The organism is Enterococcus sp. UD-01 (genome assembly GCF_044909655.1).
GTDB lineage: Bacteria > Bacillota > Bacilli > Lactobacillales > Enterococcaceae > Enterococcus_L.
On the sequence record NZ_JBIYEU010000003.1, the window covers coordinates 108,692 to 131,790 of the forward strand.

Here is a 23,099-nt window from a genome sequence, read left to right on the forward strand (position 1 = left end):
AACTTTAATAGCTGCTTTTTCATCGTATTATTCTTTATTTTTTTCAATCACCATGCAATTAAACTTCTTCAATTCCCAAAATTCACCTTTAGTTAAACATTTACATATGATAAACTATTTTTAATATAAAGATTATTTTACATTAAGGAGGGAAATCTATGGCGAACATCAAGAGCAATACAGGCACCGCAAGTTTAATCGCCACTTCTATCGCTCGATCGTTAGATGGCTTATCCACTGGCGGCGTTATTACAAGCGATACTCAAACGACTATTTCAGGAAATACAACTGCGGCTGAAGCAATCCAAGCCATGTCGGATACTACAAATAGCGTGCTTCAAGCTGTTGGTCAAGCTTCCACTAATTTACAGTCAATTGCGGCTGATTTTGAAGCGATGGATCAGGCGACGAGAGCTATCTTTACCAGTCCGCTTCCTACCTTTAGCGGAGGGAGCAGCCAATGAACCAAACAATCGAAACTATTCAAGCTGAAAAAAGGCAGTTGAACAGGAAAATGGAGCAAATTGAAACTCAACGGCGCAACATTCACCAACTTGAAGCAGAATATGATGATTTTTTTCACCGCTTGACTCATTATACTTCCGAATTGCAAGCAGCTTATTGTAACTCTACTAATCATTGGTATCTTGAAGATCAAGTAATTGATTTGCAAATCCAACAGAGAAACATTTTCAACTCATTTGAGGAAAGTCATGAAATTTTACATAAACAACAACGCGGGCTAGAAAACGAATACGAAGAACTTGCTTATGCGCATAAACGTTTATTGGCTGAGGAGGAGAAGGCTCATGGTTAAAATGGTGCTCGCTGCTTCTCAAACCCAAGCGTCCAGCGTTTCTTCAAAGAGTACCGCAACTGTACAAGCGTATGAAAATCTGATACAGTCATTACAGTTATTTGTTAATGAAGAACAGCTTAAATCTATGGCGTATGATAATGCGAAAAACTATTACAGCTCTGTGTTGATTCCGTTTGTCAAAGCGAGCATTTTATTAACCGAAGCAGTAGCTGAGGCGTGTCAAAAATTTACCGATACGTATCAAGCCGAAGTAGATAGCTGTGACTTGGATTCAGAAGTTTTGGAAAGACAAATTAATGAAGCACAGGTACAAATCAATCGTTTAGAAGCCATTTGGCGAGAGAATTCTCTGAAAGATATTCCTGATAATATAAAAGGCAATCAACTATTTCAAAACGGTCAAACGATGGAACGTATCTTTAATATGAAAACGATGCTACAAGACAAATTAAATAAGCTCCTGCAATTTGAAGCATCCTCGCCACAATTATTTGCGAACATCTCAAATTTAAAGGCAATTGTCGACAAAGGTAGAGCACAAGCCTCGAGCTCATGGAATGGTAGTTCTTTTACTATCCCAACAGATTTATCATGGACCGGAACAATTGGTGCCAGTTGGCAGCTAAGGGATAAGCGGCTGAAGGGAATTGACGATCAAAAAGTTGAACAGCTAAAGGAATATACGATATACGCTGTGGTCTACTATGATTTAGACGGCAATCCTAAAGTCATGTGGCAGTTGGAAAAAGACGGTAAAGGTCTAATGAATCCCGAATTGTATCAGTATTTGGACAAAGCAGGTGTTTATTTAGATCCTGATATGTTCGAATTTATGGATTATGACAGCTGGAATGCAAAGATCAAAGATGGTTGGCGCAACGGCTACAACTATGTCACGGGCGAAACGTATAATCCCTTACTTGGCGGCTTAGTGGCTGGTTCACAGTATGCAGAAGATGTTTATACATGGATCAATGAAACTGATATTGGCATTGCTTTACAAACCTTAGGCTTTACCTATGCGACCTATCGAATGGCGACACAAAATGGTTCGGTTACTGTGGATAACAAGAAAAGTAACGATTTTAATCAAACTTCAAAAGATTTATCACAGTTTGAAAAATTAAAGGGAGAATATGCTTCTAAGGAAATTCCTAACGCTGATAGAATCGGTAGTGGCTTAAAAGATGATCCTAGCCACAGATCTGCAAGTTTTGTGTCGGAAGAACAACTTGCCAATGGAAGGGTTACAAGTTTTACTGGTAGTGATAATAAGTCATATTCATTGCTTCAAACAAAAGGAAACTTAAATGGAGTGGATGGAATATACGAATACATTTTAGATTCTACGGGAAAGATAACTCATCAAAGATTTATTACAGGTGGTAAAATCACAGGTTTCCCAAATCAAAAAGTTCCTAAAGGAGGTTATTAATTTGTATAAAAAATATGATTTTTCACTAACAGAAGAAAAATGGAGCTGGCAAGAATTATTATTTGGCTTAGAAAACAAAATAATTGAAAAAAAAGATATTATAAATTACGCTACTCACATTCTTGAAGAAGACATTCAAGGCTTCGATTTAGTATTAAAAATAGCTATAGCTGATGAACACGAGGACATAGTTTCCTATTTGCATGAGTTATGCTATTTAGAAACACCTGAACAGGATAGTTTTATCAAAGATAAATGGAGATACGTACTTTTGAAAGAACTATATAAACAAAGAGCTAATATTGATAATTTTAATGGAAAAGTTGAAGAGATCTATGCTGATTTTGATTATCCAGAAGATATGGCTGGTTTTATTGGTTACATGCCTTCAATTGAGGGAAAAAGTATGGATGAATCATGGCAGGAGTATTTAAAGAATGCTAAAGACAAGTTTGAGTCCTACTAAAAAGTAATTTATTAGAATGTGTCTAGTGTTAATTCCATTCAAACTGATCACACTTTGATAACACTCTGTTAAAAATACACGTAATTCAAATCTTTTTATATTGCTTAAAACAGTATAAAATCAACTGTTTCCTATTATACAAAATCAACTTACTTTTGAGTAGGAATAATTAAAGAAATCGTGAGACCCTTTGATATTAAAGGGTCTCTCAGTTTTTTTGGTAATGCAACCATTTTACAAACTAAAAACTTTCTACAAAAGAAATTAACTATTCAATATTTAGCATTTACTAGATACTTTTATAGAAAGACAGAGTAAATGCTATCCCATCTAAAAATTTCATAATGAATTCAGCGCTCAAGCTGTTTTATAACTGATTTATTACTCTCTAACCAGTTATGAAAAACTCTTCGGGACTTAATCCTTTCTGCTCAAACCACTCAATCATACTTTGTATTTTTCCATTTTTAAATAATAAAAATGCTGGTGATTGGCTAAAACCATATTTTCTTTTGAAATCCATCCACCGTTTCTTATCAGAATGTATATTACTGATTTCAACCAAATATAGCGAATTTTTTAATGGAAATGTTTCAACTTCTTTTTTTTTTTAGTTTTTGAGAACATGGAGCAATCACTACACTCGCTATTTCCAATGTAAACAAAAAGATCGTCATTTTCTGTAACTTTTTTCAAAAGAATCTATAGTAGATGCAAAATATTTTTTCATTGTATCTAATGAAAATTATCCAAAGATTGATAACGCTTTCTCTAAGTAGTATTCTTATATAGAGGAGGTAATTATATGAGATATTTATTTGGATTTATTTTTTTATTAATAAGTATTTGGCAGTTCATAATCACTTGGCGTACATTCACTGGTCTTAAGAAAGATGGAGATAAAAATACTTCTCCTTTTATTATGCTAGGTCTATGGAATAGTTTAGTATTTGCTTTGATTTTTATCGCAGTCGCATTCATGTGTTTTTTCGTTAACTTTTAAGTGTTTCTGTTTAAAACGCAATTTATCCAAAAAAAGTAGAAGGATATTTATCGAGTGAAGAGACCCCCAAAAGTTAAACATTTTCGGGGCAATACATCCCCTTCTACTTGCGACGTTATATTATATAACAATTAATTTTTGATTATCAAGATACACCTCTGCCTTAGCACTTATCAAATTTGCTAGTCATTTGCTTAAATGTTTGTTTCTCTTGAGTTGCCCATTTCCTTTTGCTGTGGTAGAAAATCCAGCAACAAAGCTTGTACAATTGCTTTTTATACGTTCTATCTTCATTGAGTAAGCTTTATGACGTTACAATTGATCGATGTTTTATCGAATGAAAGCAAAAAAATCATACATTCAAAAAAATATTTATGTACTATCAGGACTCGTTTTTGTTCTAGCTCTGATCGCAAGTTTCATACTTGATTCTATTACCATCTTGGACAAAAAAACAAGTGAACAGCAATTAAATGAAAAAACAGCATTGGAAGTAAATACATTCACTTCCAATGCTGTTTTATTCATCCTTCTTTCAACAACCGCCATACTTTACTGCGGCTGATTTGCAATTGCTCTGCCGTTTTTGTTCGGTTGCCGTTGTTTTCTTCCAAGCTTTGTTCGATTACCAGTCTTTGAATTTCGGCCATGGTTTTGCCTTTTAGAAAATCAACTGAGCGATTCGGCTTGTTTTGCTCCATGGATCTTTCAACGCTTAATTGCTTCTTCACGGTTTCTAGTGAGATAAACACACTTCTTGTTTGGCTGATCATCGCACGGATGGCTTTTTTTAATTGGCGAAAATTGCCCGGCCAGTCATAGCTCAGCATTTCATCCATCGCTGCTGTATCAAAGCCTAGCGTAGCTGTATTTAATTCGTTATTAATTTCGTAAATATACAGACTGATAATGGCATTTAATTCACTTTTGCGCTCGCGGATCGATTGTAATTCTATTTGGTACAAATCATCCAAAGAGCTGATTTCTTCGATTACTTCCGGTTGTTTTGGTGCAAAAAAGAGCCACTGATTTTCGCTGTTGTCCTGCTGTTTAATAAAATAGAGAAGATCCTGCAGGCGTTCCAGCGTTTTTTCTGTAATACCGTCCACAAAAAAGGTCGCATCGTAGTCATATAGCGGCGAGTTTGCGGTATCAAAGAGGTTAAACCACAGATTATCCGTTGCCTTCGCATCTAAATGCAGCTGCCAAAACTTTCGGTCTTTTTCAAACGAATGAATGATTTGCTTTAAGCTTGATTTTCCCGTACCCGGCTCGCCAATAATCATCATTTTACTTTGACGCTTAAGCTCTGTTTCTAAAATAGTGATTGTATCGCCAATTAAGAGGGCGCTGTTTTTATTTAGCTCTTGCTGAAAAATCATCGGTTCAAGGAAAGTTTGAGTAGTCGGAGCCGGCAGCGTCTTCGAAAGAATAAAGTAGTAATTCTGACCATCATTGGCTCCTTCGATCAGATAGATTTTGCCATAATATTGTTCGTAGAAGCTGACTCTTTGCCCGCTTTTCACTTCCTGTTTTTTCAAATAATTCTTAACTAAACTAATGATGCCTTTGTTTTCTCCGGCAACTTCACTGTAGACTAGCTGTTTTTGCTGATTAAATACTGCGACAGAAAAAGTTAGGTTCTTTTGTAGTTTCTGTAAAAGCTCCGATTGTAGCCGCAGATTTTGTAAATTACTGCCTATGTTCAAGGCATTTTTGATCGCATTTTCGACACTTTCTTCCCCAGTCTCAATTAAAATTGAGTTCAAACCCATAGCTTGCGCTGTTTTGTAGGTGATGCGGTCTCCAATAATCAAGGAATAGCCGCTGCGTTTCAGCGCTTCAATCAAGTCAGGCAGCTCGCTTTGATTTTGGATAGTGATGACGTCTACATTTTTATCTAAAATTTCTGATAGAATTTGAACCTGTTTCGTAATATTGGAAAAACCGATAAATGTATATTTTTGATCATAATGATCGACCATTTTAATAATTCTTAAAATATCTAAAATTGATATTTCTACTTCCACCACCGGCAAACGGCTGGCTTTTCTAATCTCCTGCGCCGTCCCTCCGCGGGAAATGATTAAATCAAATGACTTTTCCTTCGCTAAAGCAATCTGAACGCCCTGCTCCAAATCGCCTACAAAGGTTTCTAAATAAATCTCGGGATATTTTTTCCGCAGTTCTTCAAAGCGTACTTGTAAATTTTCATAGGGACTAATCGCCAAGATTTTTAACATGTTCTCCGCCACCATTCGTTTCATTTTAAAACAATTTTTATAGCAAGTATAAACATAGTGTAAAACAAATTATAAATTGTTTCAATATAAAACAATAAAAGCGGTTTCATCTATTGTTCCATTTATGTAATCGTTTTATTATAAGTTTGTAATCCGGATGCACAAAATTCTATGGAGGTTTCGATTGATGAAAATATTAGATACAGTTAAAAAAGTGCCCGGCGGTATGATGGTGGTTCCATTGCTGTTAGGTGCCTTGACGAATACGTTTTTCCCTAGCTTTTTTGCTTTGGGTGGGTTTACAGAGGCTCTTTTTAAAACAGGGGCGACGGCTCTTTTAGGCGCTTTTCTTTTTTGTAGTGGCGCTCAAATTAATGTGAAGCAAGCTGGAATTTCGGTTTATAAAGGCGTTGTTTTACTGATTACTAAAGTGTTGATTGGTGCGTTACTTGGTATTTTAGTGAATCATTTTTTCGGAATTTATGGTGTTTTAGGTATTAGTCCTCTTGCAATTGTTTCTTCATTGACGAATAAAAACGGCGGCTTATATGCAGCGCTTGCCGGTGAATATGGTGATTCTACAGATGTTGGTGCAACGTCAATCATTGCTTTAAGTGATGGTCCTTTCTTTACGATGATTGCTTTTGGCGCGACTGGCTTAGCACAGATTCCTTTAAATGCTTTGTTGGCAGCAGTTATGCCGATTTTAATTGGTTTTATTTTGGGTAATTTAGATGAAAATATTCAAAAATTCTTAGCTCCCGGTACTTCTTTATTGATTCCTTTCTTTGCTTTTCCTTTAGGGGCTGGCTTAAATCTTAGTCAGTTGCTTACTGCTGGAATCTCCGGCATTCTTTTAGGGGTATTTTGTACACTTATTACTGGTTTGGCTGGTTTCTTTGTCTTTCGGATTTTGAAATTCAAATTCCCGGCGGTCGGTGCAGCGGTCGGTGCTACTGCCGGAAATGCGATCGGTACTCCTGCTGCGGTGGCAGCGATTGATCCAAGCTTTTCAAAAATCGCTTCTGAAGCGACTGCTCAAGTTGCAGCAGCTATTATTATTACTGCGATTCTTTGCCCTATCCTTGTAAGCTTTTTGGATCGGGTGGATAAAAAACGTCGCAATCGAAAAAGTGAGGCTTTGACAAATGAACAATAAAGCATTGATTATTGCAGATGACTTTACAGGCTCCAACGATACTGGGGTTCAATTAAGAAAAAAAGGACTTGATGTGGAAGTATTGCTTTTTCCAACAGAAGAAGCCTTAGATCATTCTGTTGTTTTAGACACAGAATCACGCATTTTACCGCCTGAGGAAGCTTATCAAAAGGTGAAGGCGCTGACAACGAAGGTTGCCCAAAATAACGATTTTCAATTTATCTATAAAAAAATAGATTCCACGTTAAGAGGTAATATCGCCAAAGAAATCCAGGCCGTGATGGATGTCACACAGCCGGATGAAATTATCATAGCGCCTGCATTTCCCAAAATTAAACGAACCACTAAAAATGGTCGCCATTATTTAGACGGTAAGCCCTTGATGGAAACGGAAATCGCCAATGATCCATTAACGCCCATCTGGACAGACGATATAATGGAGTTATTGAAAAAGGATTTTACCAGCACGATTGTTTTGCATTCAGTAGCCGATTTAGCCCAAGGAATTTGGCCGGAAGGGTTGATCCATATTTTCGATATTCAAGAGGACAGCGATTTGGAACGCTTGGCAAGCATTGCCAAAAAACGCGACAAGAAGCAGCTGTTCGTTGGCTCAGCCGGCTTAGCAGAATATCTTTTTGAAAAACCACAATTACCAACGCTCTCTGTTGTAGGTAGCGTGAGTGAAGTCAGCCTGCAGCAAATGAACGTCGCGGAGAAAAACGGCGTTCTATCTGTCACCATTGATTTAAATGATTTAGTTGCGGAAAATCGCATTGCTAAATATAGCCAGCTGCTGGAAGAATCGCTTAAAAAAGGCGATACGATTTTGACAGTCACCCGCAAAAAAAATGATTACACCGAAACAATTGACTTGTTCAATCGTTTGGGCATTCCTGATAAAAAAGAAATCAGCCGAATCATTCGCGAGTCCTTAGCAAAAATCACCGCCAATACCTTAAAAAGCACCGCTGTTTCCGGCCTTTTTCTAACCGGCGGCGATACTGCCATTGAAGTAATCCATGAGCTTCAAGGAACCGGCTGTAAAATTTTAGCTGAGGTCGAGCCTGGGATTGTCCAATGTCAATTACTAGGCGGCGCTTTTGAAGGATTACTGATTACCACCAAGGCGGGCGCTTTTGGGAAAGAAGATTCTTTGTATAATAGTATTCAAAAAATGAAATAAAGAAGGTATGAATGATGAATGATTTAATCGGTATTACAATTGGTGACCCTTCAGGCATTGGTCCTGAAATCACTCTAAAGGCTTTAAAAAGCAACAATGATTATTTGAATCACACCATTATTTTTGGCACGTTGAGCATTATGGAACATTACCGTGATTTGCTTAATATTACGACGCCGATCAATGTCATTGATGATGTCAGCCAGTTTAAGCAAGGCTCGCTAAATCTTTTTAATGTTGTAGATCTGCCACTAGCTGAAATTCCGATTGGTGAAGTGAGTGCAACTTCCGGCGATGCTGCTTATCAATATTTAGACGTTGCAATTAAGCTGTCTTTGGCAGGGAAGATTGGTCCGGTCGTCACTGCGCCGCTAAATAAAGAAGCATTGCATTTAGGCGGACACAATTTTGATGGACACACGGAAATTTTCGCTACCTTAACTAAGACAAAGAAATATACTATGATGCTCTGGAGTGAAAGATTAAGTGTTGTCCATGTCTCAACCCACGTTGCCTTACGCAAAGCCTGCGATCTTGTCAAAAAGGAACGAGTCATGGAATGTATTGATCTTGCGCAAGCGGCTCTTTTAAAGCTTGGCATTCAACAGCCCCGCATTGCTGTTGCTGGTCTAAATCCACATATTGGGGAAGCTGGTCTCTTTGGCAATGAAGATATTGAAGAGATCACGCCAGCGGTTGAACAAAAACAGCAGGAAGGACTGAATGTCACTGGACCTGTGCCACCGGATACGGTCTTTCGCAGTGCAGCAAATGGCGACTATGATATCGTGGTAGCTATGTATCATGATCAAGGACATATTCCAATGAAAATTCTAGCTTTTGATGAAGGGGTTAACGTTACCTTAGGATTACCGATCATTCGAACTTCTGTTGATCACGGTACAGCCTTCAACATTGCCGGCAAAGGAATTGCCAATGAACAATCCATGCTTGAAGCGATCAAGCTTGGCGTAAGATTTTCGGAGGAAGCTTAAAAGCTCTTTGGCTTTTTAGTTGTCTAATGATTTAAAACGATAAACCGTGTTAGTAATCTTTATCCTAGTTTGGGATAAGATTACTGCACGGTTTTTTATTGATTAGATGATAGTTATTCAGTAGAGGATTTTCATTAAAAAACATTTTACTTACAACAAAGTAAAAGTAAGAAAAAACCTTAATAATCCTTATGAGCAAGGGTTATTAAGGCTTTTCAGCTAATATATAAATTCTTTCATTTAATAGGCATTATTTTTCATAAGGAGTTATGTTATAAATGAATACGCGTCCCGCTTTGTCCTTGAATTGCTTCGGAAGCTAATTCGAGGAGCCCAATAATCGCTTGACGGTTTGGTTTACTTTCAGCAAAACCGATCGCTGCTTCGACTTTAGGCAACATACTGCCGGAAGCAAATTGGTTTTCTTTGATATATTGCTGCATTTCAGCAACACTGCTATCTCTAAGTGCTTTTTGATTTTCTTTGCCAAAGTTCACAAAGACATGCTCTACAGCGGTTAACACCACGAAAATATCCGCTTCAATCAGCTCTGCCATTTTTGCTGCTGCAAAATCTTTATCAATGACTGCATCAACGCCATGATAGACAGGCCCTTCGTAGGCAATCGGCACACCGCCACCACCGCAGGCAATCACGATTTGGCCGGCTTGCACCAGCGTGCGCAAGCTGACTTTTTCATAAATATCTATTGGTTTTGGTGAGGGAACTATTCGGCGCCAGCCGCGGCCGGCATCTTCTTGATAAACATTGCCGGTTTCTTTCATTAATTGTTTAGCTGTCGCTTCATCATAATAGCCGCCAATAGGTTTGGTCGGTTCTTGAAAGGCAGGGTCTTTGGGATCAACCACTACTTGTGTAATTAAGGTGACCACCGGTTTTTCACCTAAATTTCGTGCCACTAATTCTTCATCAATGGCTTGCTGTAAATGATAGCCGATGTAGCCCTGACTCATCGCAGTGCATTCTGGAAAAGGAACGACCTCTTCCGGCGACTGACTGGTTTCTTCAAAGGCCAACCGGATTTTGCCCACCTGTGGTCCATTACCATGAGCAATGACCACTTGATGCCCTTGTTCAATCAAATCAACAATCGATTTTGCCGCCGTTCTCGCTTTTTCCAGCTGCTCCTTGGCAGAATTTCCTAGGGCATTTCCACCTAAAGCAATGACTATTTTTGACATGTCCTTCACTCCTAGCGTTTCGGTTCTTGTTGTGTAATACAGTGAATATTGCCGCCGCCATAGACGACTTCCACGGTATTTACGCCGACGACTTTTTTATTTGGGAACATCGCTTGAACTTGCTGTAAAGCCAAGGCATCGTTCGCATCTCCATATTGCGGTACAATTACTCCATCATTTGTAATTAAAAAGTTCATATAGGAAGCAATACAGATATCTCCGTCTTCTCTCGGCATGGTTCCTTCGACAAAATCAATTTTAAAGGAGCCTTTAATCGTCACATTCTCAACCGGACAGCATAATTTATGAACCTTTAATTGACGACCTTTGGCATCGGTCATTTTAGTTAAACGTTGGTACGCATCTTGCGCTGCTTCGTAAAACGGACTATTTTTATCTTCGGTGTAAATGCAGGCTACTTCTCCCGGCGCTATAAAGCAAGCCACATCGTCCACATGCCCGTTGGTTTCTTCCGGATCAATACCGTCTCCTAGCCAAAGGACTTTTTCACAGTTTAAATAGTCACATAATTTTTGTTCAATTTCTGCTTTTGTCAGCTGTGGATTACGACCGTCGCTTAATAAGCACATTTCTGTGGTCAAAACAGTTCCTTCGCCGTCTACGTGAATCGAGCCGCCTTCTAGCACAAAATCATCGGTGCGATAAGAATCAACATGCTCAATTTCACAAATCTTTTGCGCCACTAAATCATCTTGATCCCAAGGGAAATATAAGCCATCTACCAAACCGCCCCACGCATTAAACGTCCAGTCCACACCGCGGATTTCGCCTTTATCATTAATCACAAACGATGGACCGCAATCACGAACCCAGGCATCGTTATTGGACATTTCGTAAACTGTAATTTCAGGCGGCAATTGCCGGCGACAATTTTGAAACTGTTGCTGTGAAACGACTACATTCATCGGGGTAAATTGACTGATTGCTTTAGCGACATTTGTAAAGGCTTCTTGCACCGGCTTGCCGCCATCACGCCAGTTGTCTGGTCTTTCCGGCCAAATCATCCAAACCTTCTCCTGCGGTTCAAATTCTCCCGGCATTCTAAAGCCGTCTTGTTTTGGGGTACTTCCTACAATTCGTTTAGCCATTTTCCTTCGTCCCTTTCTTAATTTTTTTCACAAAAATAATTCCTTCACCAAACAAAATAAAGATGATCGCACCAATGGTTATCGGTAATTTTTCACTTAACGCATCCGGACTAAAATCCAAAGGAAGTGCAGTGAAAATCAAAGAAATAACAATCATAATCATCGGTAATGCGACTAAAAGCTTCAAAAATCCTGGTTTCCCGCTTACCTTAAATGGTCTTGGAGTGTCCGGATCCATCTTTCTAAGCTTATAAAATGCTGGAAAGACCGGCACATAGGACAGCAAGAACATTACCAAGTTCAATGAGAAAAAGGCCCAGAATAAATCTTGATTGGGTAAAATAGGTGCTAGAACGATCACTATTGAAGCTACGATGCCATTCATTAACGCTGCACCAATCGGCATGTCGTTTTTCTTACTTCTCTTTTTGAAAAATTTTGGCATGTCGCCATTTTCAGCAGCATAGCACGCTGTACTATTCACACCTAATGACCAAGAAATCATATTTCCAAATAAGGTTAGTAAGAACAGAAAGGCCATTAACATAATAAACCAGCCTTCTGTTGAGCCTGTTAGTAATTTAAAGCTGTCCATCATTCCACTACCTGTACTAATTTGATCTGTGGGAATTGCCACACCGATACCAAACGCTGAAAAAATATAAATGGCCGCAATCACCAAACCGGCAGCAATAATAGATTGAGGAATTTGCTTTTTAGGATTTTCCATATCATTCGCAAAGGTACAAATAACTTCAAAGCCCAACAGATTAAAAATGATCACTGAAATAAAGGATAAGCTGCGCAAATCAAAGGTTGGAATCATTGATTTCAGCGTAAATTCATTCGCTACACCTTTCGTCAAAGCAACGTATAAGCCCAGTCCGCCAATCAGCACCGCTAAAATCATTTTAATTACCGCAGCACCATTTAAAATCCAGATACTATCACTTACCGGATAAAAGCTAATCCAAACAATAATCCAGGTAAACAGCAATTCCACCACAATCATCATCGGCGTGGAAAACTTGATTCCTGTGATTGTCGTTAATAAATCCGGTGTCATAACCGCTAACGAAGCTAACCATAATGGATAGTTAATCCAATAATACCAAGAAACTCTGGAGCCCCAGCGATGACCATACGCTTTGGTGACCCAGTCATAAATCCCGCCTTCGCCAATATACGTGGTGCCCAATTCAGACGAAATTAAGCCGTACGGTAATAAAAACGCAATTAATAAGAAAATCCACCAGAAAAATTGGGAATTGCCAATGGCGGCAACCGGCGCAGCTGCTTCAGCCACAAAAACAACGCAAATCACCGACAAAATGGCACTGGCTAAACTAAATTTCTTTTTTCCCTCCATGACTATTCTTCCTCTCTTTGTAAACCAAGGTTAGGACAGGAAGCAAACAGATCTCTGCCCCAACCTCAAACCACATGTTACAGACTTTGAGTATCCAGAAATACTTCCAGTTCTTTTTTGGCTTCTGCTTGTTTTTCTAAGTCATAAGGATTTTTAGCTGCATAGTCATTCATTAAATAAACAAGTAACCCGCGAATAGACGTTAAACGGTTTTCCGCTTCATCAAAACAAATGGAATTTTTGCCGTCAATCACTTCATCCGTGACTTCTTCTCCGCGAGTTGCAGGCAAGCAGTGCATAAATTTACAGTTCGCACCTGCACGATCCATCATTGCTTGATTGACTTGATATTTTGGATAAAAGATTTTCATGCGTTCTTCTTCAGATAATTCAGCCTCATAAAGACCATACCAAACATCTGTATATAAGAAATCTGATCCTTCTACAGAATGTTCATCATCTGTCACAAGGAAGCTGCCGCCTGAAACTTCACAGTTTTTCGCTAATTTTGCTTGATGCTCTTCATTTAATTGGAAGCCTTTAGGCCCAAAATGGACGAAGTTCATTCCCATTTTCGTTGTAATTAAACCTAATGAGAAGCAAACCTGTGTGGCATCTCCGACAAAAACTACTTTACAATCTTCTAATTTTTTTCCTTCTGGTAAATGTTCCACCATTGTACATAAATCGCCTAACTCTTGGGTTGGATGATTATAGTCAGACATCCCGTTAATAACTGGAATGGTGGCGCATCTTGCTAAATCGACAATACTATGATGACGTTCCACCCGAGCCATCACAATATCAACTAAACGAGATAACACACGGCTGGTATCTTCAATCGTTTCATGCCCGCCTAATTGAATTTGACCTGGGGCTAAATATTCTCCGTGCCCGCCCAGCTGTTCCATCGCTGTTTCAAAAGATACCCGTGTCCGAGTAGAAGATTGTTGGAAAATCATTCCTAAGGATTTATTCTTTAATAATTGTGGATAATAGCCATTTTTAATCGCTGCTTTAATTTTTAAGGATAGTTCTACTAAATAGGTCATCTCCTCTTTCGTATAAGTTTCTGTTGTAATGTAATCTCTTTTCATGCTTCTTTCCTCCTAAAGTTGTTTTTGTTTACAGGATGACTTTAGCAAGTTTAGGGGGATGTTTACTATCAGCCAAAAGATAGAAAACGCTTACCAAGCATACATATTTCTCTTCAAAAAAAGTTTATTTAAAGATATAAACTGCTGGTCTATCAAGGGTTTATAAAAGTTTAGGTGAATTTTCCGGTTGATTCCAACCACTCTGAGAATAGATAATGGTATAATTATTCTGAAGAATCGTTCTATTAAAATAAAAAGATGAAAGGGGTTTCCAACCGTGACAATCGTTTTTATTTATAATATTTTACTGATTATTTTGTATTCCTTTACCTCAACCTTCACCTTAAACCTCTATCTAAAAAACAAACAGCCTATTTTTCTATTGTTGCTCCTTTTAATGGTCATTTTTATTTGCGATAATGTCATTATTTATATGACAGAATTTATTAATTCGTTTGCAACGGAGTATAATCAAACCTTTATGACGGCGCCTTTTTTAAAAACCATTATTTTTATTTGCTGTAATTTTACTTATTTAAAAATTATGGCAACTATCGGAAAAACTAAACTAAAAAAAATTCAATTTATATTATTATTTCTAATCGGTTTATGGATGATCGGCATTCCGTTTTCTCAAAATTCTGCGTTAAAGGTCTGGCTGTATTATTTGCCGAATCAATTATATTTAATTTATCTGGGCTTCTATGCACTTAAGCTACGAGCGCAGCATTTATCCACGCTTGCAAAAAAATATTTGCGTTTTCTGGGCTGGCTAAGTATCTTCTTTGGCTTAGCAATTCTTTTAGAAGACACGTTTGTAATTTTTAATATCGATCAATATTCAGATATTGTCTTTAAAATCAATAATCGCAATCTCTCAGAAGATATATATTCTATTATTCTCTCCATTGCCATTATTTATTTCTGTAATCGTGATTTTCCCTTATTTACTAAAACAGAGCACCCACTGATTACCCAAGAACCAGATTCAAAAGAACTAATCCTGTTAAAGCCGTTTTGCGATACTTACCAACTAACCCACAGAGAACGGGAGGTTATTTCTCTACTTTTAGAATGTAAAAGCAATCAAGATATTGCCAATGAGCTTTTTTTATCGATCGGCACTGTGAAAACCCATATTCATAATATTTTTGTGAAACTAGATGTGAAAAAACGCTCGGAAGTCTTTGCCAGTTATCAATTATTTTCAAAACAGCAAATGGAGCATAGTCTATGACTACTACGATTGGAGGTGACTTATGAAGAGATATATCGCTCTTTTACGGGGAATAAATATAAGCGGGAAAAACAAACTGGGTATGACCGAGCTAAAAAAGGAATGTGAAAAGCTCGGCTTTATGGAGGTTGTGACTTATCTTAACAGTGGTAATATTATCTTTTCCAGTCCTATTGAAGCTACTGAGGATCTTTCCTTTAAAATTAAAGTAATGATACAACAAGTTTTTGGACTAGCGATTCCTGTTTATGTACTTTTGCAAGAAGAGTTACAAGAATTATTAGCCTATGCGCCTGATTGGTGGGGAAGTGAAAATAAAGCGAGCTATGATAATCTTATATTTATCCTGCCTCCATTATCTTATGAAGAGCTTTATGCTGAAATTGGTGCACCACATGAAGCCTATGAAAAAATTTATGCGTATAAAAATACTGTTTTTTGGTCTTTTAGCCGCAAGGATTATCAAAAGACAAATTGGTGGTCGAAGACTGCAACCTCGATCGTTAAAGACAGACTAACCATTCGAACAGCAAATACAGTAAGAAAAATAGCGGTAAAATAATTAGTTAATAGAACAGGAGTGAGGAAATTGTCAGAGAAGGATTTTTTTAATTATTTAACGTTAGCCTTAAAAAATTTAGGTAGTACCAAAGCGCTCATTTATAATATTGAACATGAAACAAAACGATTGATGAAGGCTTATTCTCCAGAGGAAGTAGCCAAAAAAGTTAAGAGTTGAATAGCTGAAAAAACAAAAGCTGCTTAAACCCTTGTGTGCGTTTAAGCAGCTTTGATTATTCCATGCCCAATGCTTTAATTATTTCATCGTACAATTTTTCACTATCTAACAAGCCATACTCTTTTTTAGAAATAGCTATAACTGGCACTTTGGGGAAATTTTCTTCGATCTCTTCTTTAGCATAGGCAAAAGAAGGGGTTAATAATATGAGATCTGCTTCTTCGGCATACTGTTTTATCTTATTGGAATTGTATGTCTCGATCGTAATATTTTGTCCCTTCTTCTTCATAAGTAATTCTAACTTCCTATGTAATTCTTGAGTTGGTAAAAGACCTTGATCCGTGATCAAACTAAACACAATATCAAAAATCATTACTCTTTTTGCTAGATTTTGGTTCGTTGTTTGTTTTTGTGTAGTTTTCATTTGCTGGCTTCCTTTCATTTTAGAAAAAAGATTGGATTTTTTTACGTAAGATTTCATCAACAGAAACATTAAATAATTATTCAGGTTTAAAAGCGTTTGTAGATCCGGAGTGCTCTCATTTCGATACAGCTTGTGGCATAACCTTCAAGGTTTTAGACATGGCTTTGGGGATTAACTTTTTTGATTGTCTTCACTTATCTTTCCATATTGTTCGTACTGTACATGTGCCCAGTAATGTTTAATAGCACATTTATATCATGGTCTGTAGTAGTAGCAGTTCTGCCATCTGCATAAGCTATTCCTCCCAAGAATAGCAACCCAATTAATAAAACGTATACAATACTTTTTTTCCTATTTTTGACTCCCCCTTTTAAATCATTGGATTCACTTAAAAATAATATAGGATAATTTTCAAATCACATTGAAAACGCTATCATTAATTAGGATAGCAAAATCTCGTTTTGAAAGCAATCTAATTTTCTTTAACAAATAGAAACTTTTAAACTATTTTATACTCTTTCATTGCAGTACTCCTCAAAAAAATCATACTACTTACAGCTTAGTCCCTCTCTATTTTTTCCTAAAATAGCAAACTGATTCAGTTCGTTTATCTTATCAAAATCCTTCTACATCAACCTTTCCCTACCTGTAAACAAAGATATACATCCATTTTTCTTCAAGGTATACTCAAATAGACAGACAAATCTAGCTTCTCTGAGCTATGCTAAATTCAAAGGAGGCAACAAAAAATGAACTTTAGTAAACAATTAAAAATGTATCGGGAACGGGACGGTTTTTCTCAAGAAGAGCTTGCCGGAAAAATTTATGTTACGCGACAAACGATTTCGAAATGGGAGAATGATCACAGCTATCCTGATATTCATAATTTAATTGCGCTGAGCACGCTTTTTGATGTCACCTTAGATGAGTTAATTAAAGGAGATGTAGAAAAAATGAAAGCTAGTATTGATGTGGAGAAAATGAACAAGTATACATGGGTAATGATTATTTTTCTTGTATTACTTATTATCACGGTACTGCCATTCTTCGATTTATGGGGCTGGTATGGAGCAATTATTTCCTTTGCTTTTTGGGTAATTGCTATGATTGCTGCAATGAAAATTGAAAAGATCAAGAAAGAAAAAAATATTCAAACTTACGCGGAAATATTAGCTTTTACTGAAGGCGGAGATATTGAAGCAGCAAGAAAACTGCGGAATAAAAAACAAGATAGCTGGCATAAGTTCGCAATTGTTTTGGCAGTTTCATTGTTAGCTGGATTAGTGACTGTTGTCATTGGTTTTTTATGGTTTTGGCTTACTTAGACAAGAAGCTACTTATAATGCCTTTCTCAATAAAAATAGAGGTTGAACCAAAAATCGTTCAGGTTCTTCGGTCACCGTTTATTCGTAAGTAGTGGGTGGAACAAAACTGTTTTTTAGTTTTGTCCGCCCACATTTTTGTGCGTAAAAATAGATAAAATTAGAAATTTTTTCATTATCCATTACACCATTTACCTTACTAAGTAGCCGGTTAATCACTCATTCACTAAATTTAGATATATTATATAAAATCAAAAAGATTAAAAATATATTTTTATATCATTTTCCGTTCTAATTTATATCAAATATCGTTAAAAATTTGACATATTTTCAAATTAAAGTTATATTAATAGACGTATTTCTTCATAAAATACTTTTAAATCAATATTCAAGACAAAAACAAGTTAACGAACGTTTGTTATTTTAATTTGGAGGATTTTATTAATGAAACAGAATAAATATTTTATTTTAATCATATTTTTCATAATATTTTTAATTTTCTCCTTCAAAACAGCTTATGCAGAAGAAATTATCGGTACTTGGGGGGATGTGCCTTGGAGTTATGATCATTCTACAGGCAGGCTAACGTTTACAGCTGGCGGACAATTAGCTGATTACAAAAGTGCCCCGTGGAACACAGACGGGGAAGGAATAGATCCTACAGCAATTACTAAAATCACCTTTACCCATCAGACAATTGCTCCTGCCAACTCTTCGTATTTATTTGGAACTGGTGATAGTAGTACGGGATTAACGAATCTCACTGCCATTGATGGCCTGAATTTATTAGATACATCCAACGTCACCAATATGTTTTATATGTTTAATTTCGTTGGTGTTTCTCAGTTGGATTTATCCTCTTTTGATACAAGCAAGGTAACCGATATGCGCGCGATGTTCGCCAACGCCAGACTTCTGACCACTTTAGCCCCGACCACGTTTGATACCCGCAGCGTAACAAGTTTTATGGGAATGTTTTACCACAACTATAGCTTAGAAAAATTAGATATCTCCTCCTTTACTATCGCCAGCAGTACTGAAACAAGAAATATGTTTTTCGAAAACACTAATTTGCGAGAACTGACTTTAGGTACACAAAGTCTGCTTTCAACCGAAATGATTTTACCTGAAATTGATCATTCTTCAGGCGAATATACTGGTGGCTGGATTGGTACTTCTGATACAAATCACGGCGTCTTGTATTCCTCTAGTGATGACTTTATGGTTAATTATAATCCTGTCTATCCAGGTACTTATATCTGGCAAAAGCAGCCAACCTTAACGGTAAAAGATAGTGTGATAAAAACAAGTGACAGCTGGTCTGCAGAAGATAATTTCGTTCAAGCTACGGATGATTACGGGGAAGCAGTTCCTTTTTCCGCTATTACCGTTGCCGGAGCTGTGGATACGAAAACAGCGAATTCCTATGAAGTTACTTATACCTACGGCGCTTTAACAAAAACGGCCACCATCGTGGTAGAAGCCGTGCCAGCTACTCTCACCATTACATTCCAGCAAAAAGATACTGTGCTATCTGACTATACACTTAAATTGACTGGTTATAATTTGTGGGATGAAGTAGATTTAACAACTATTGACGCTATTACTCAGACCATCCGTCTACTGGATGAACAAGGATATGATGTTACACGACCAGAAAATAGCTTGCTTTATTTGGCCACTGTCGATACGACTGTAACGTATAATGTCATCGGAAAACTCAGCTTACTACTGCCGACCAGCTTTGCTTTTAGTCCCATTACTTATACCGGAAAATCGCAAATGATAGGGACTGCTTTAAATGAAAGCTTAGTGGTCAAAGACACATTGGACACTTCTGAAAAAGAGGGCTGGGGACTTTTTGTTTCCGTCTCTACACCTATGACGCATAAAGCTACCGGAACTGTCGCACCTGGCGCAGTCTTCCATTATATAGATGCTGATTCTAATCAGATCAGACTTAATGATCAACAACAAGCAATTGCTTCAGCCGCTTCCGGCGGAACACAGATCATCTCTGAAAATTGGGGCACCTCTGCTGATAGTGAAGGGTTGAAGCTAGCATTAGACCCTTCGGTAGGCGCCGGTGATTATTCTGCCGTTCTTACCTGGACACTGCAGGCTGGCCCGGAGAACTAACTGTCTTTCTATTCTGCTGTGCATTGATTTTTATACAATAACAGAAAAATACAGCAGGCTTAATTACGAAATAATAAAGCTGATTCACATCACTTTGTTATAAATAAATAGTATTGGAGAACACACATGAAAAAACAACTATGCGGGGTTTTAGCATTAACCCTTACAGCTACAGCAGGTTCCTTAGCGCTTGCTGCAACTACCGTACAGGCAGCAACCTCTGGCGAAACAAATGTATCGTCAACAGTCATTGCCGGTGATTGGAGCATTACGGCAGATGCTGAATTAACATTTGCTGATCTAGCCTATACAGGTTCGCCTCTAACTGCGACTTCCGGCAACAGTGCCACTATCACTGTTAATGATGCCCGCGGTAACTTTGAGGGCTGGGGAGTAACAGTCAAACGTACACAAGGAACTGAACAGACTTGGGGAACTGGTATGTCATTGACTTTAGTCAACACGGAAAATGCTGAAGATACAATCACCGTTGGCACAACCGATAGCCCAGCCTTTTCACAAGCAGCTTCCGATTCAAATTATGAAGCCGCACAGGCAGTTACTTACAACGGCTCGCTGGAAATCCCAGCTTCTGTAGGAACAGGAACATATGCTACAACTGTAGTCTGGACTTTAGGCGCAACTCCGACCACCTAGACTGCAAAAATAGGGTGTGGGCAAAAGTCGACAACACTTCCGCCCACACCCTAAAACAATGCTATGACGTTGCAGAAATAAACACTTTTTAGCACTTTGCCAGCTGTTCCACGTTCCCATACACTACACATACTCGATTTTATTTAAGAAAGGAAATAAGATGAAAAAAATAAGTTGTTTTGGTTTTTTCATTTTGTGCCTGTTTTTTGGAAGCTTTCCTAATACAGCATCAGCGACTGATACAACAACTGATTATACTGTTTCTATAGCTCCTACTGCGAATCAAATTGAAGGAGTCAGTAGCTATTTTAATTTACGCTTAGCGCCTAGTCAAAAAGATAGGCTGCCGGTTACTATAGCAAATAAAAGTGAGGAAGAAGCAACCTTTTCCATCCAATTTCACACGGCAGCCACGAATAGTAATGGAATTGTTGACTATACACTTAAGGATGTCACCTTAAGCGGCGAACCGAATATTAATATTCGCGACTTAGTTACTATAGAATCAAAGGAAGTTACGATTCCTGCCGCTAGTCAACAAACGGTCTATGTTGAAATAACCATGCCTACCACTTCTTTTGACGGCATTCTATTGGGCGGAATTCAAATTGCCAAAAAAGCTGATGATGCCAATGCGACACAGATAATGGTCGCTAACCAATACCGATATGTGATTGCTGTCCAAGTAACACAAACCGAAACGAAAGTAACACCAAAACTTGTCGGAGGCAAAGTCACTTTAACGCAAGAAAACGCGTATAATGCTGTCACAATGTCTATTCAAAACACCACTGCCACATTATTAACAAAAATGACAGGTACATTTACCATTAAAGAAAAAGGCAGCAATAAAGTAATTGTCAATGAAACCAAAAAGAATTTAAGTATTGCTCCTAACCACTCCTTTACACTGCAAACACTGTTCGGCCAAAAGTTTTCAGCCGGAAAATACACGTACACCATTAAGTTGAATAACACAGACGAAGAATGGGTATTCTCCAAAGATTTTTCCATCTCTAAAAAAGAAGAAAATCAATACAATACCACTTCTGTGGATAAAACAGCAGCAACTCCTGCCTGGCTCTATTTAACTATTGGAATGGGAATTGTCATTCTCATTTTACTGCTGATTATCTTATTTCTGTGGCTGCAAAGAAATAAAAAACCGAAAGCTTAACTAAAAAAATGCCTAAAACCTGCAAAAATACATTGTCAGATTTTAGGCTATTTCTTTTAGCTTTTTATTTTCTGTGAATGGCCATTCCATAATTCCCAGGGCGAAATATGTATTGCTCCAAACCACTGTTGGGAAATCTTTGTCCAAAGTATTGCCACACCTTATTCCAATCGAGATAACTATTTTTGCTTTTTTTAGCTGCTAAAGACAATGAGTACATCAAGGAAGCATCACATATTTCAGGTAATAAAAGCTCTGTAAAGTCTTCACTAACAAAAATATTAATCCATCTGGCATCGGAATTTTTGCCAAGCGTGGCAAATAAATCCAGCTTGCCATCCCAATTATATAAAAGCCCCAGCATAAAGTTAAAAAGCAAAATGAGTCTTACAAAATCATTTGTCAAGATTTCATAATTTACAGCCGTACCAGCGACAGTACTCAGCTTCTTTTTCTTTGTATCAACCGTGAAATGAAATAATTCCTTATAATTAAGCTTAGTCGTCACAAAAAATGGCTTCAGTAGTTTTCTAAGATTGTCAAAAATAAACCACGCCTCTCTCGCCTGACCGTATGCTTTATCTGTCCCTTCCACCTGACTGGTGCCCATATCAATTAATTTATTCGAAAATTCATTTAACGTACCGATTCTTAAGTTACGATGTTTGTTGGCAAAAGCGAGCTGCGCTTCGTTATTGCAATCATTACCATTTTCTGTGCTGAAGTGCTCGAAAATATTGTAAACCAAAATATTATTATCATTTAAATCCCCATGCACAATTGTTGTTTCATTTTTTAATACGATCGTTTTTAAAAGCGAAACCGCCATATTCAATGTAGCAGAATAAGTAAATTCTTCTATAGTTTTAAAATCCGGACCTTGTAGATCTAGGCTTTCATAGAAATGGTCCCGACTACTAATCCAGTTTTTCAATGTCGTATGCCCTTCAACAATTTCCATTATGGCATAACAGGAATGAAAAGGTGCCCAGATTTCACCGCCATCACAATTAACCGCGTTGATTGATTGAAGCTGCAGCAGCGCATTTTTTCGAATTTCATTGACCGCTTTATCATAAGAAATTGTATCAGCATAGATTTTCAGTACCTGCTTTACCTGCAAAAATTTATGGCGTACTAAAAAAGTGATGCCGTTAGCGCCTTCTCCCAGCATGGAGAGAAACTCGTAGTTTGTAAATAATGGTGTTTTATTGGCGCCCAAGAATGCTTTATTATCATAGAATAACTTACCTTGGTGAATGTTAAACAATTGATTATCCATCGGGTTCTCCTTGTCAAATATTCTTAGTTCTAAGTAAA

General features: G+C 37.6%; 22 protein-coding genes. 15 read left to right on the forward strand and 7 right to left on the reverse strand.

What is annotated here, in order from left to right; genetic code table 11:
- Positions 1–158: 158 nt before the first annotated feature.
- From ABH902_RS04200 to ABH902_RS04220, 5 genes are all read left to right on the forward strand, one after another.
- Positions 159–464 carry a TIGR04197 family type VII secretion effector gene (locus ABH902_RS04200; RefSeq protein WP_404589299.1) on the forward strand — a complete coding sequence of 102 codons (306 nt, stop codon included), beginning with the start codon at positions 159–161 and terminating at the stop codon, positions 462–464.
- On the forward strand, positions 461–817 hold the full coding sequence (locus ABH902_RS04205) for a DUF3958 family protein (protein ID WP_404589300.1): 357 nt from the start codon (positions 461–463) through the stop codon (positions 815–817). Before ABH902_RS04200 ends, ABH902_RS04205 begins: the two co-directional genes overlap by 4 nt.
- A complete protein-coding gene (locus tag ABH902_RS04210; protein ID WP_404589301.1) occupies positions 810–2,255 on the forward strand; it encodes a transposase in 1,446 nt (481 codons plus the stop codon). The genes ABH902_RS04205 and ABH902_RS04210 overlap by 8 nt, the downstream gene beginning before the upstream one ends.
- A 1-nt stretch (position 2,256) precedes the next feature.
- On the forward strand, positions 2,257–2,721 hold the full coding sequence (locus ABH902_RS04215; protein ID WP_404589302.1) for a DUF2247 family protein: 465 nt from the start codon (positions 2,257–2,259) through the stop codon (positions 2,719–2,721).
- An 805-nt stretch (positions 2,722–3,526) separates the two neighbouring features.
- Positions 3,527–3,724, forward strand: coding sequence for a hypothetical protein (locus ABH902_RS04220; protein WP_404589303.1), 198 nt, complete (start codon positions 3,527–3,529; stop codon positions 3,722–3,724).
- A 524-nt stretch (positions 3,725–4,248) separates the two neighbouring features.
- Here ABH902_RS04220 and ABH902_RS04225 read toward each other — a convergent pair.
- The gene (locus ABH902_RS04225) at positions 4,249–5,967 is read right to left on the reverse strand and encodes a PrpR N-terminal domain-containing protein (RefSeq protein ID WP_404589304.1); all 1,719 of its coding nucleotides are present in this window, start codon (positions 5,965–5,967) and stop codon (positions 4,249–4,251) included.
- Positions 5,968–6,154: 187 nt separating this feature from the next.
- Here ABH902_RS04225 and ABH902_RS04230 point away from each other — a divergent pair, with 187 nt between their 5' ends.
- From ABH902_RS04230 to pdxA, 3 genes are read left to right on the forward strand one after another with little or no spacing between them, the layout of a single operon-like run.
- Positions 6,155–7,126, forward strand: coding sequence for a 2-keto-3-deoxygluconate permease (locus tag ABH902_RS04230; protein ID WP_404589305.1), 972 nt, complete (start codon positions 6,155–6,157; stop codon positions 7,124–7,126).
- A complete protein-coding gene (locus tag ABH902_RS04235) occupies positions 7,116–8,312 on the forward strand; it encodes a four-carbon acid sugar kinase family protein (protein ID WP_404589306.1) in 1,197 nt (398 codons plus the stop codon). The genes ABH902_RS04230 and ABH902_RS04235 overlap by 11 nt, the downstream gene beginning before the upstream one ends.
- 14 nt (positions 8,313–8,326) lie before the next feature.
- On the forward strand, positions 8,327–9,307 hold the full coding sequence (gene pdxA, locus ABH902_RS04240; RefSeq protein ID WP_404589427.1) for a 4-hydroxythreonine-4-phosphate dehydrogenase PdxA: 981 nt from the start codon (positions 8,327–8,329) through the stop codon (positions 9,305–9,307).
- A gap of 272 nt (positions 9,308–9,579) precedes the next feature.
- Here pdxA and arcC read toward each other — a convergent pair whose 3' ends face one another.
- From arcC to ptcA, 4 genes are all read right to left on the reverse strand, one after another.
- Positions 9,580–10,509, reverse strand: coding sequence for a carbamate kinase (gene arcC / locus ABH902_RS04245; protein WP_404589307.1), 930 nt, complete (start codon positions 10,507–10,509; stop codon positions 9,580–9,582).
- Positions 10,510–10,520: 11 nt separating this feature from the next.
- Positions 10,521–11,618: an agmatine deiminase gene (aguA, locus tag ABH902_RS04250; RefSeq protein ID WP_404589308.1), complete on the reverse strand. Its 1,098-nt coding sequence runs from the start codon at positions 11,616–11,618 to the stop codon at positions 10,521–10,523.
- Positions 11,611–12,987, reverse strand: a complete 1,377-nt coding sequence (locus tag ABH902_RS04255) for an APC family permease (RefSeq protein ID WP_404589309.1) — start codon at positions 12,985–12,987, stop codon at positions 11,611–11,613. The genes aguA and ABH902_RS04255 overlap by 8 nt, the downstream gene beginning before the upstream one ends.
- A gap of 77 nt (positions 12,988–13,064) precedes the next feature.
- Positions 13,065–14,084: a putrescine carbamoyltransferase gene (gene ptcA, locus ABH902_RS04260; protein WP_404589310.1), complete on the reverse strand. Its 1,020-nt coding sequence runs from the start codon at positions 14,082–14,084 to the stop codon at positions 13,065–13,067.
- 397 nt (positions 14,085–14,481) lie between these two features.
- Between ptcA and ABH902_RS04265 the strand changes: the two genes are divergently transcribed.
- The 3 genes from ABH902_RS04265 to ABH902_RS04275 are packed head-to-tail and all read left to right on the forward strand — an operon-like array spanning position 14,482 to position 16,060.
- On the forward strand, positions 14,482–15,321 hold the full coding sequence (locus ABH902_RS04265) for a helix-turn-helix transcriptional regulator (protein WP_404589428.1): 840 nt from the start codon (positions 14,482–14,484) through the stop codon (positions 15,319–15,321).
- Positions 15,322–15,343: 22 nt separating this feature from the next.
- Entirely contained in the window at positions 15,344–15,883 is a 540-nt protein-coding gene (locus ABH902_RS04270) for a DUF1697 domain-containing protein (RefSeq protein ID WP_404589311.1), read from the forward strand.
- Positions 15,884–15,910: 27 nt separating this feature from the next.
- Positions 15,911–16,060, forward strand: a complete 150-nt coding sequence (locus ABH902_RS04275) for a hypothetical protein (protein WP_404589312.1) — start codon at positions 15,911–15,913, stop codon at positions 16,058–16,060.
- A 55-nt stretch (positions 16,061–16,115) separates the two neighbouring features.
- Here ABH902_RS04275 and ABH902_RS04280 read toward each other — a convergent pair whose 3' ends face one another.
- Positions 16,116–16,484, reverse strand: a complete 369-nt coding sequence (locus ABH902_RS04280) for a hypothetical protein (protein ID WP_404589313.1) — start codon at positions 16,482–16,484, stop codon at positions 16,116–16,118.
- 749 nt (positions 16,485–17,233) lie between these two features.
- Between ABH902_RS04280 and ABH902_RS04285 the strand changes: the two genes are divergently transcribed.
- The 4 genes from ABH902_RS04285 to ABH902_RS04300 all read left to right on the forward strand — a co-directional run bounded on the left by ABH902_RS04285 (position 17,234) and on the right by ABH902_RS04300 (position 21,779).
- Positions 17,234–17,809, forward strand: a complete 576-nt coding sequence (locus ABH902_RS04285) for a helix-turn-helix domain-containing protein (protein ID WP_404589314.1) — start codon at positions 17,234–17,236, stop codon at positions 17,807–17,809.
- Between the two features lie 441 nt (positions 17,810–18,250).
- The gene (locus tag ABH902_RS04290; RefSeq protein WP_404589315.1) at positions 18,251–19,945 is read left to right on the forward strand and encodes a BspA family leucine-rich repeat surface protein; all 1,695 of its coding nucleotides are present in this window, start codon (positions 18,251–18,253) and stop codon (positions 19,943–19,945) included.
- Positions 19,946–20,071: 126 nt separating this feature from the next.
- Positions 20,072–20,602, forward strand: coding sequence for a hypothetical protein (locus tag ABH902_RS04295; protein WP_404589316.1), 531 nt, complete (start codon positions 20,072–20,074; stop codon positions 20,600–20,602).
- A 160-nt stretch (positions 20,603–20,762) separates the two neighbouring features.
- Positions 20,763–21,779 carry a DUF916 and DUF3324 domain-containing protein gene (locus tag ABH902_RS04300; RefSeq protein ID WP_404589317.1) on the forward strand — a complete coding sequence of 339 codons (1,017 nt, stop codon included), beginning with the start codon at positions 20,763–20,765 and terminating at the stop codon, positions 21,777–21,779.
- Positions 21,780–21,843: 64 nt separating this feature from the next.
- On the opposite strand, the gene ABH902_RS04305 is transcribed toward ABH902_RS04300, so the two are convergent.
- Positions 21,844–23,061, reverse strand: a complete 1,218-nt coding sequence (locus ABH902_RS04305) for a hypothetical protein (RefSeq protein WP_404589318.1) — start codon at positions 23,059–23,061, stop codon at positions 21,844–21,846.
- Between the last annotated feature and the right edge of the window lie 38 nt (positions 23,062–23,099).

Bases quoted from the DNA above. Each gene is read 5' to 3' on its own strand.
- ABH902_RS04200 (WP_404589299.1), top strand. From the start codon at position 159: ATGGCGAACATCAAGAGCAATACAGGCACCGCAAGTTTAATCGCCACT.
- ABH902_RS04205 (WP_404589300.1), top strand. From the start codon at position 461: ATGAACCAAACAATCGAAACTATTCAAGCTGAAAAAAGGCAGTTGAAC.
- ABH902_RS04210 (WP_404589301.1), top strand. From the start codon at position 810: ATGGTTAAAATGGTGCTCGCTGCTTCTCAAACCCAAGCGTCCAGCGTT.
- ABH902_RS04220 (WP_404589303.1), top strand. From the start codon at position 3,527: ATGAGATATTTATTTGGATTTATTTTTTTATTAATAAGTATTTGGCAG.
- ABH902_RS04225 (WP_404589304.1), bottom strand. From the start codon at position 5,967: ATGTTAAAAATCTTGGCGATTAGTCCCTATGAAAATTTACAAGTACGC.
- ABH902_RS04230 (WP_404589305.1), top strand. From the start codon at position 6,155: ATGAAAATATTAGATACAGTTAAAAAAGTGCCCGGCGGTATGATGGTG.
- ABH902_RS04235 (WP_404589306.1), top strand. From the start codon at position 7,116: ATGAACAATAAAGCATTGATTATTGCAGATGACTTTACAGGCTCCAAC.
- pdxA (WP_404589427.1), top strand. From the start codon at position 8,327: ATGAATGATTTAATCGGTATTACAATTGGTGACCCTTCAGGCATTGGT.
- arcC (WP_404589307.1), bottom strand. From the start codon at position 10,509: ATGTCAAAAATAGTCATTGCTTTAGGTGGAAATGCCCTAGGAAATTCT.
- aguA (WP_404589308.1), bottom strand. From the start codon at position 11,618: ATGGCTAAACGAATTGTAGGAAGTACCCCAAAACAAGACGGCTTTAGA.
- ABH902_RS04255 (WP_404589309.1), bottom strand. From the start codon at position 12,987: ATGGAGGGAAAAAAGAAATTTAGTTTAGCCAGTGCCATTTTGTCGGTG.
- ptcA (WP_404589310.1), bottom strand. From the start codon at position 14,084: ATGAAAAGAGATTACATTACAACAGAAACTTATACGAAAGAGGAGATG.
- ABH902_RS04265 (WP_404589428.1), top strand. From the start codon at position 14,482: ATGGTCATTTTTATTTGCGATAATGTCATTATTTATATGACAGAATTT.
- ABH902_RS04270 (WP_404589311.1), top strand. From the start codon at position 15,344: ATGAAGAGATATATCGCTCTTTTACGGGGAATAAATATAAGCGGGAAA.
- ABH902_RS04280 (WP_404589313.1), bottom strand. From the start codon at position 16,484: ATGAAAACTACACAAAAACAAACAACGAACCAAAATCTAGCAAAAAGA.
- ABH902_RS04285 (WP_404589314.1), top strand. From the start codon at position 17,234: ATGAACTTTAGTAAACAATTAAAAATGTATCGGGAACGGGACGGTTTT.
- ABH902_RS04290 (WP_404589315.1), top strand. From the start codon at position 18,251: ATGAAACAGAATAAATATTTTATTTTAATCATATTTTTCATAATATTT.
- ABH902_RS04295 (WP_404589316.1), top strand. From the start codon at position 20,072: ATGAAAAAACAACTATGCGGGGTTTTAGCATTAACCCTTACAGCTACA.
- ABH902_RS04300 (WP_404589317.1), top strand. From the start codon at position 20,763: ATGAAAAAAATAAGTTGTTTTGGTTTTTTCATTTTGTGCCTGTTTTTT.
- ABH902_RS04305 (WP_404589318.1), bottom strand. From the start codon at position 23,061: ATGGATAATCAATTGTTTAACATTCACCAAGGTAAGTTATTCTATGAT.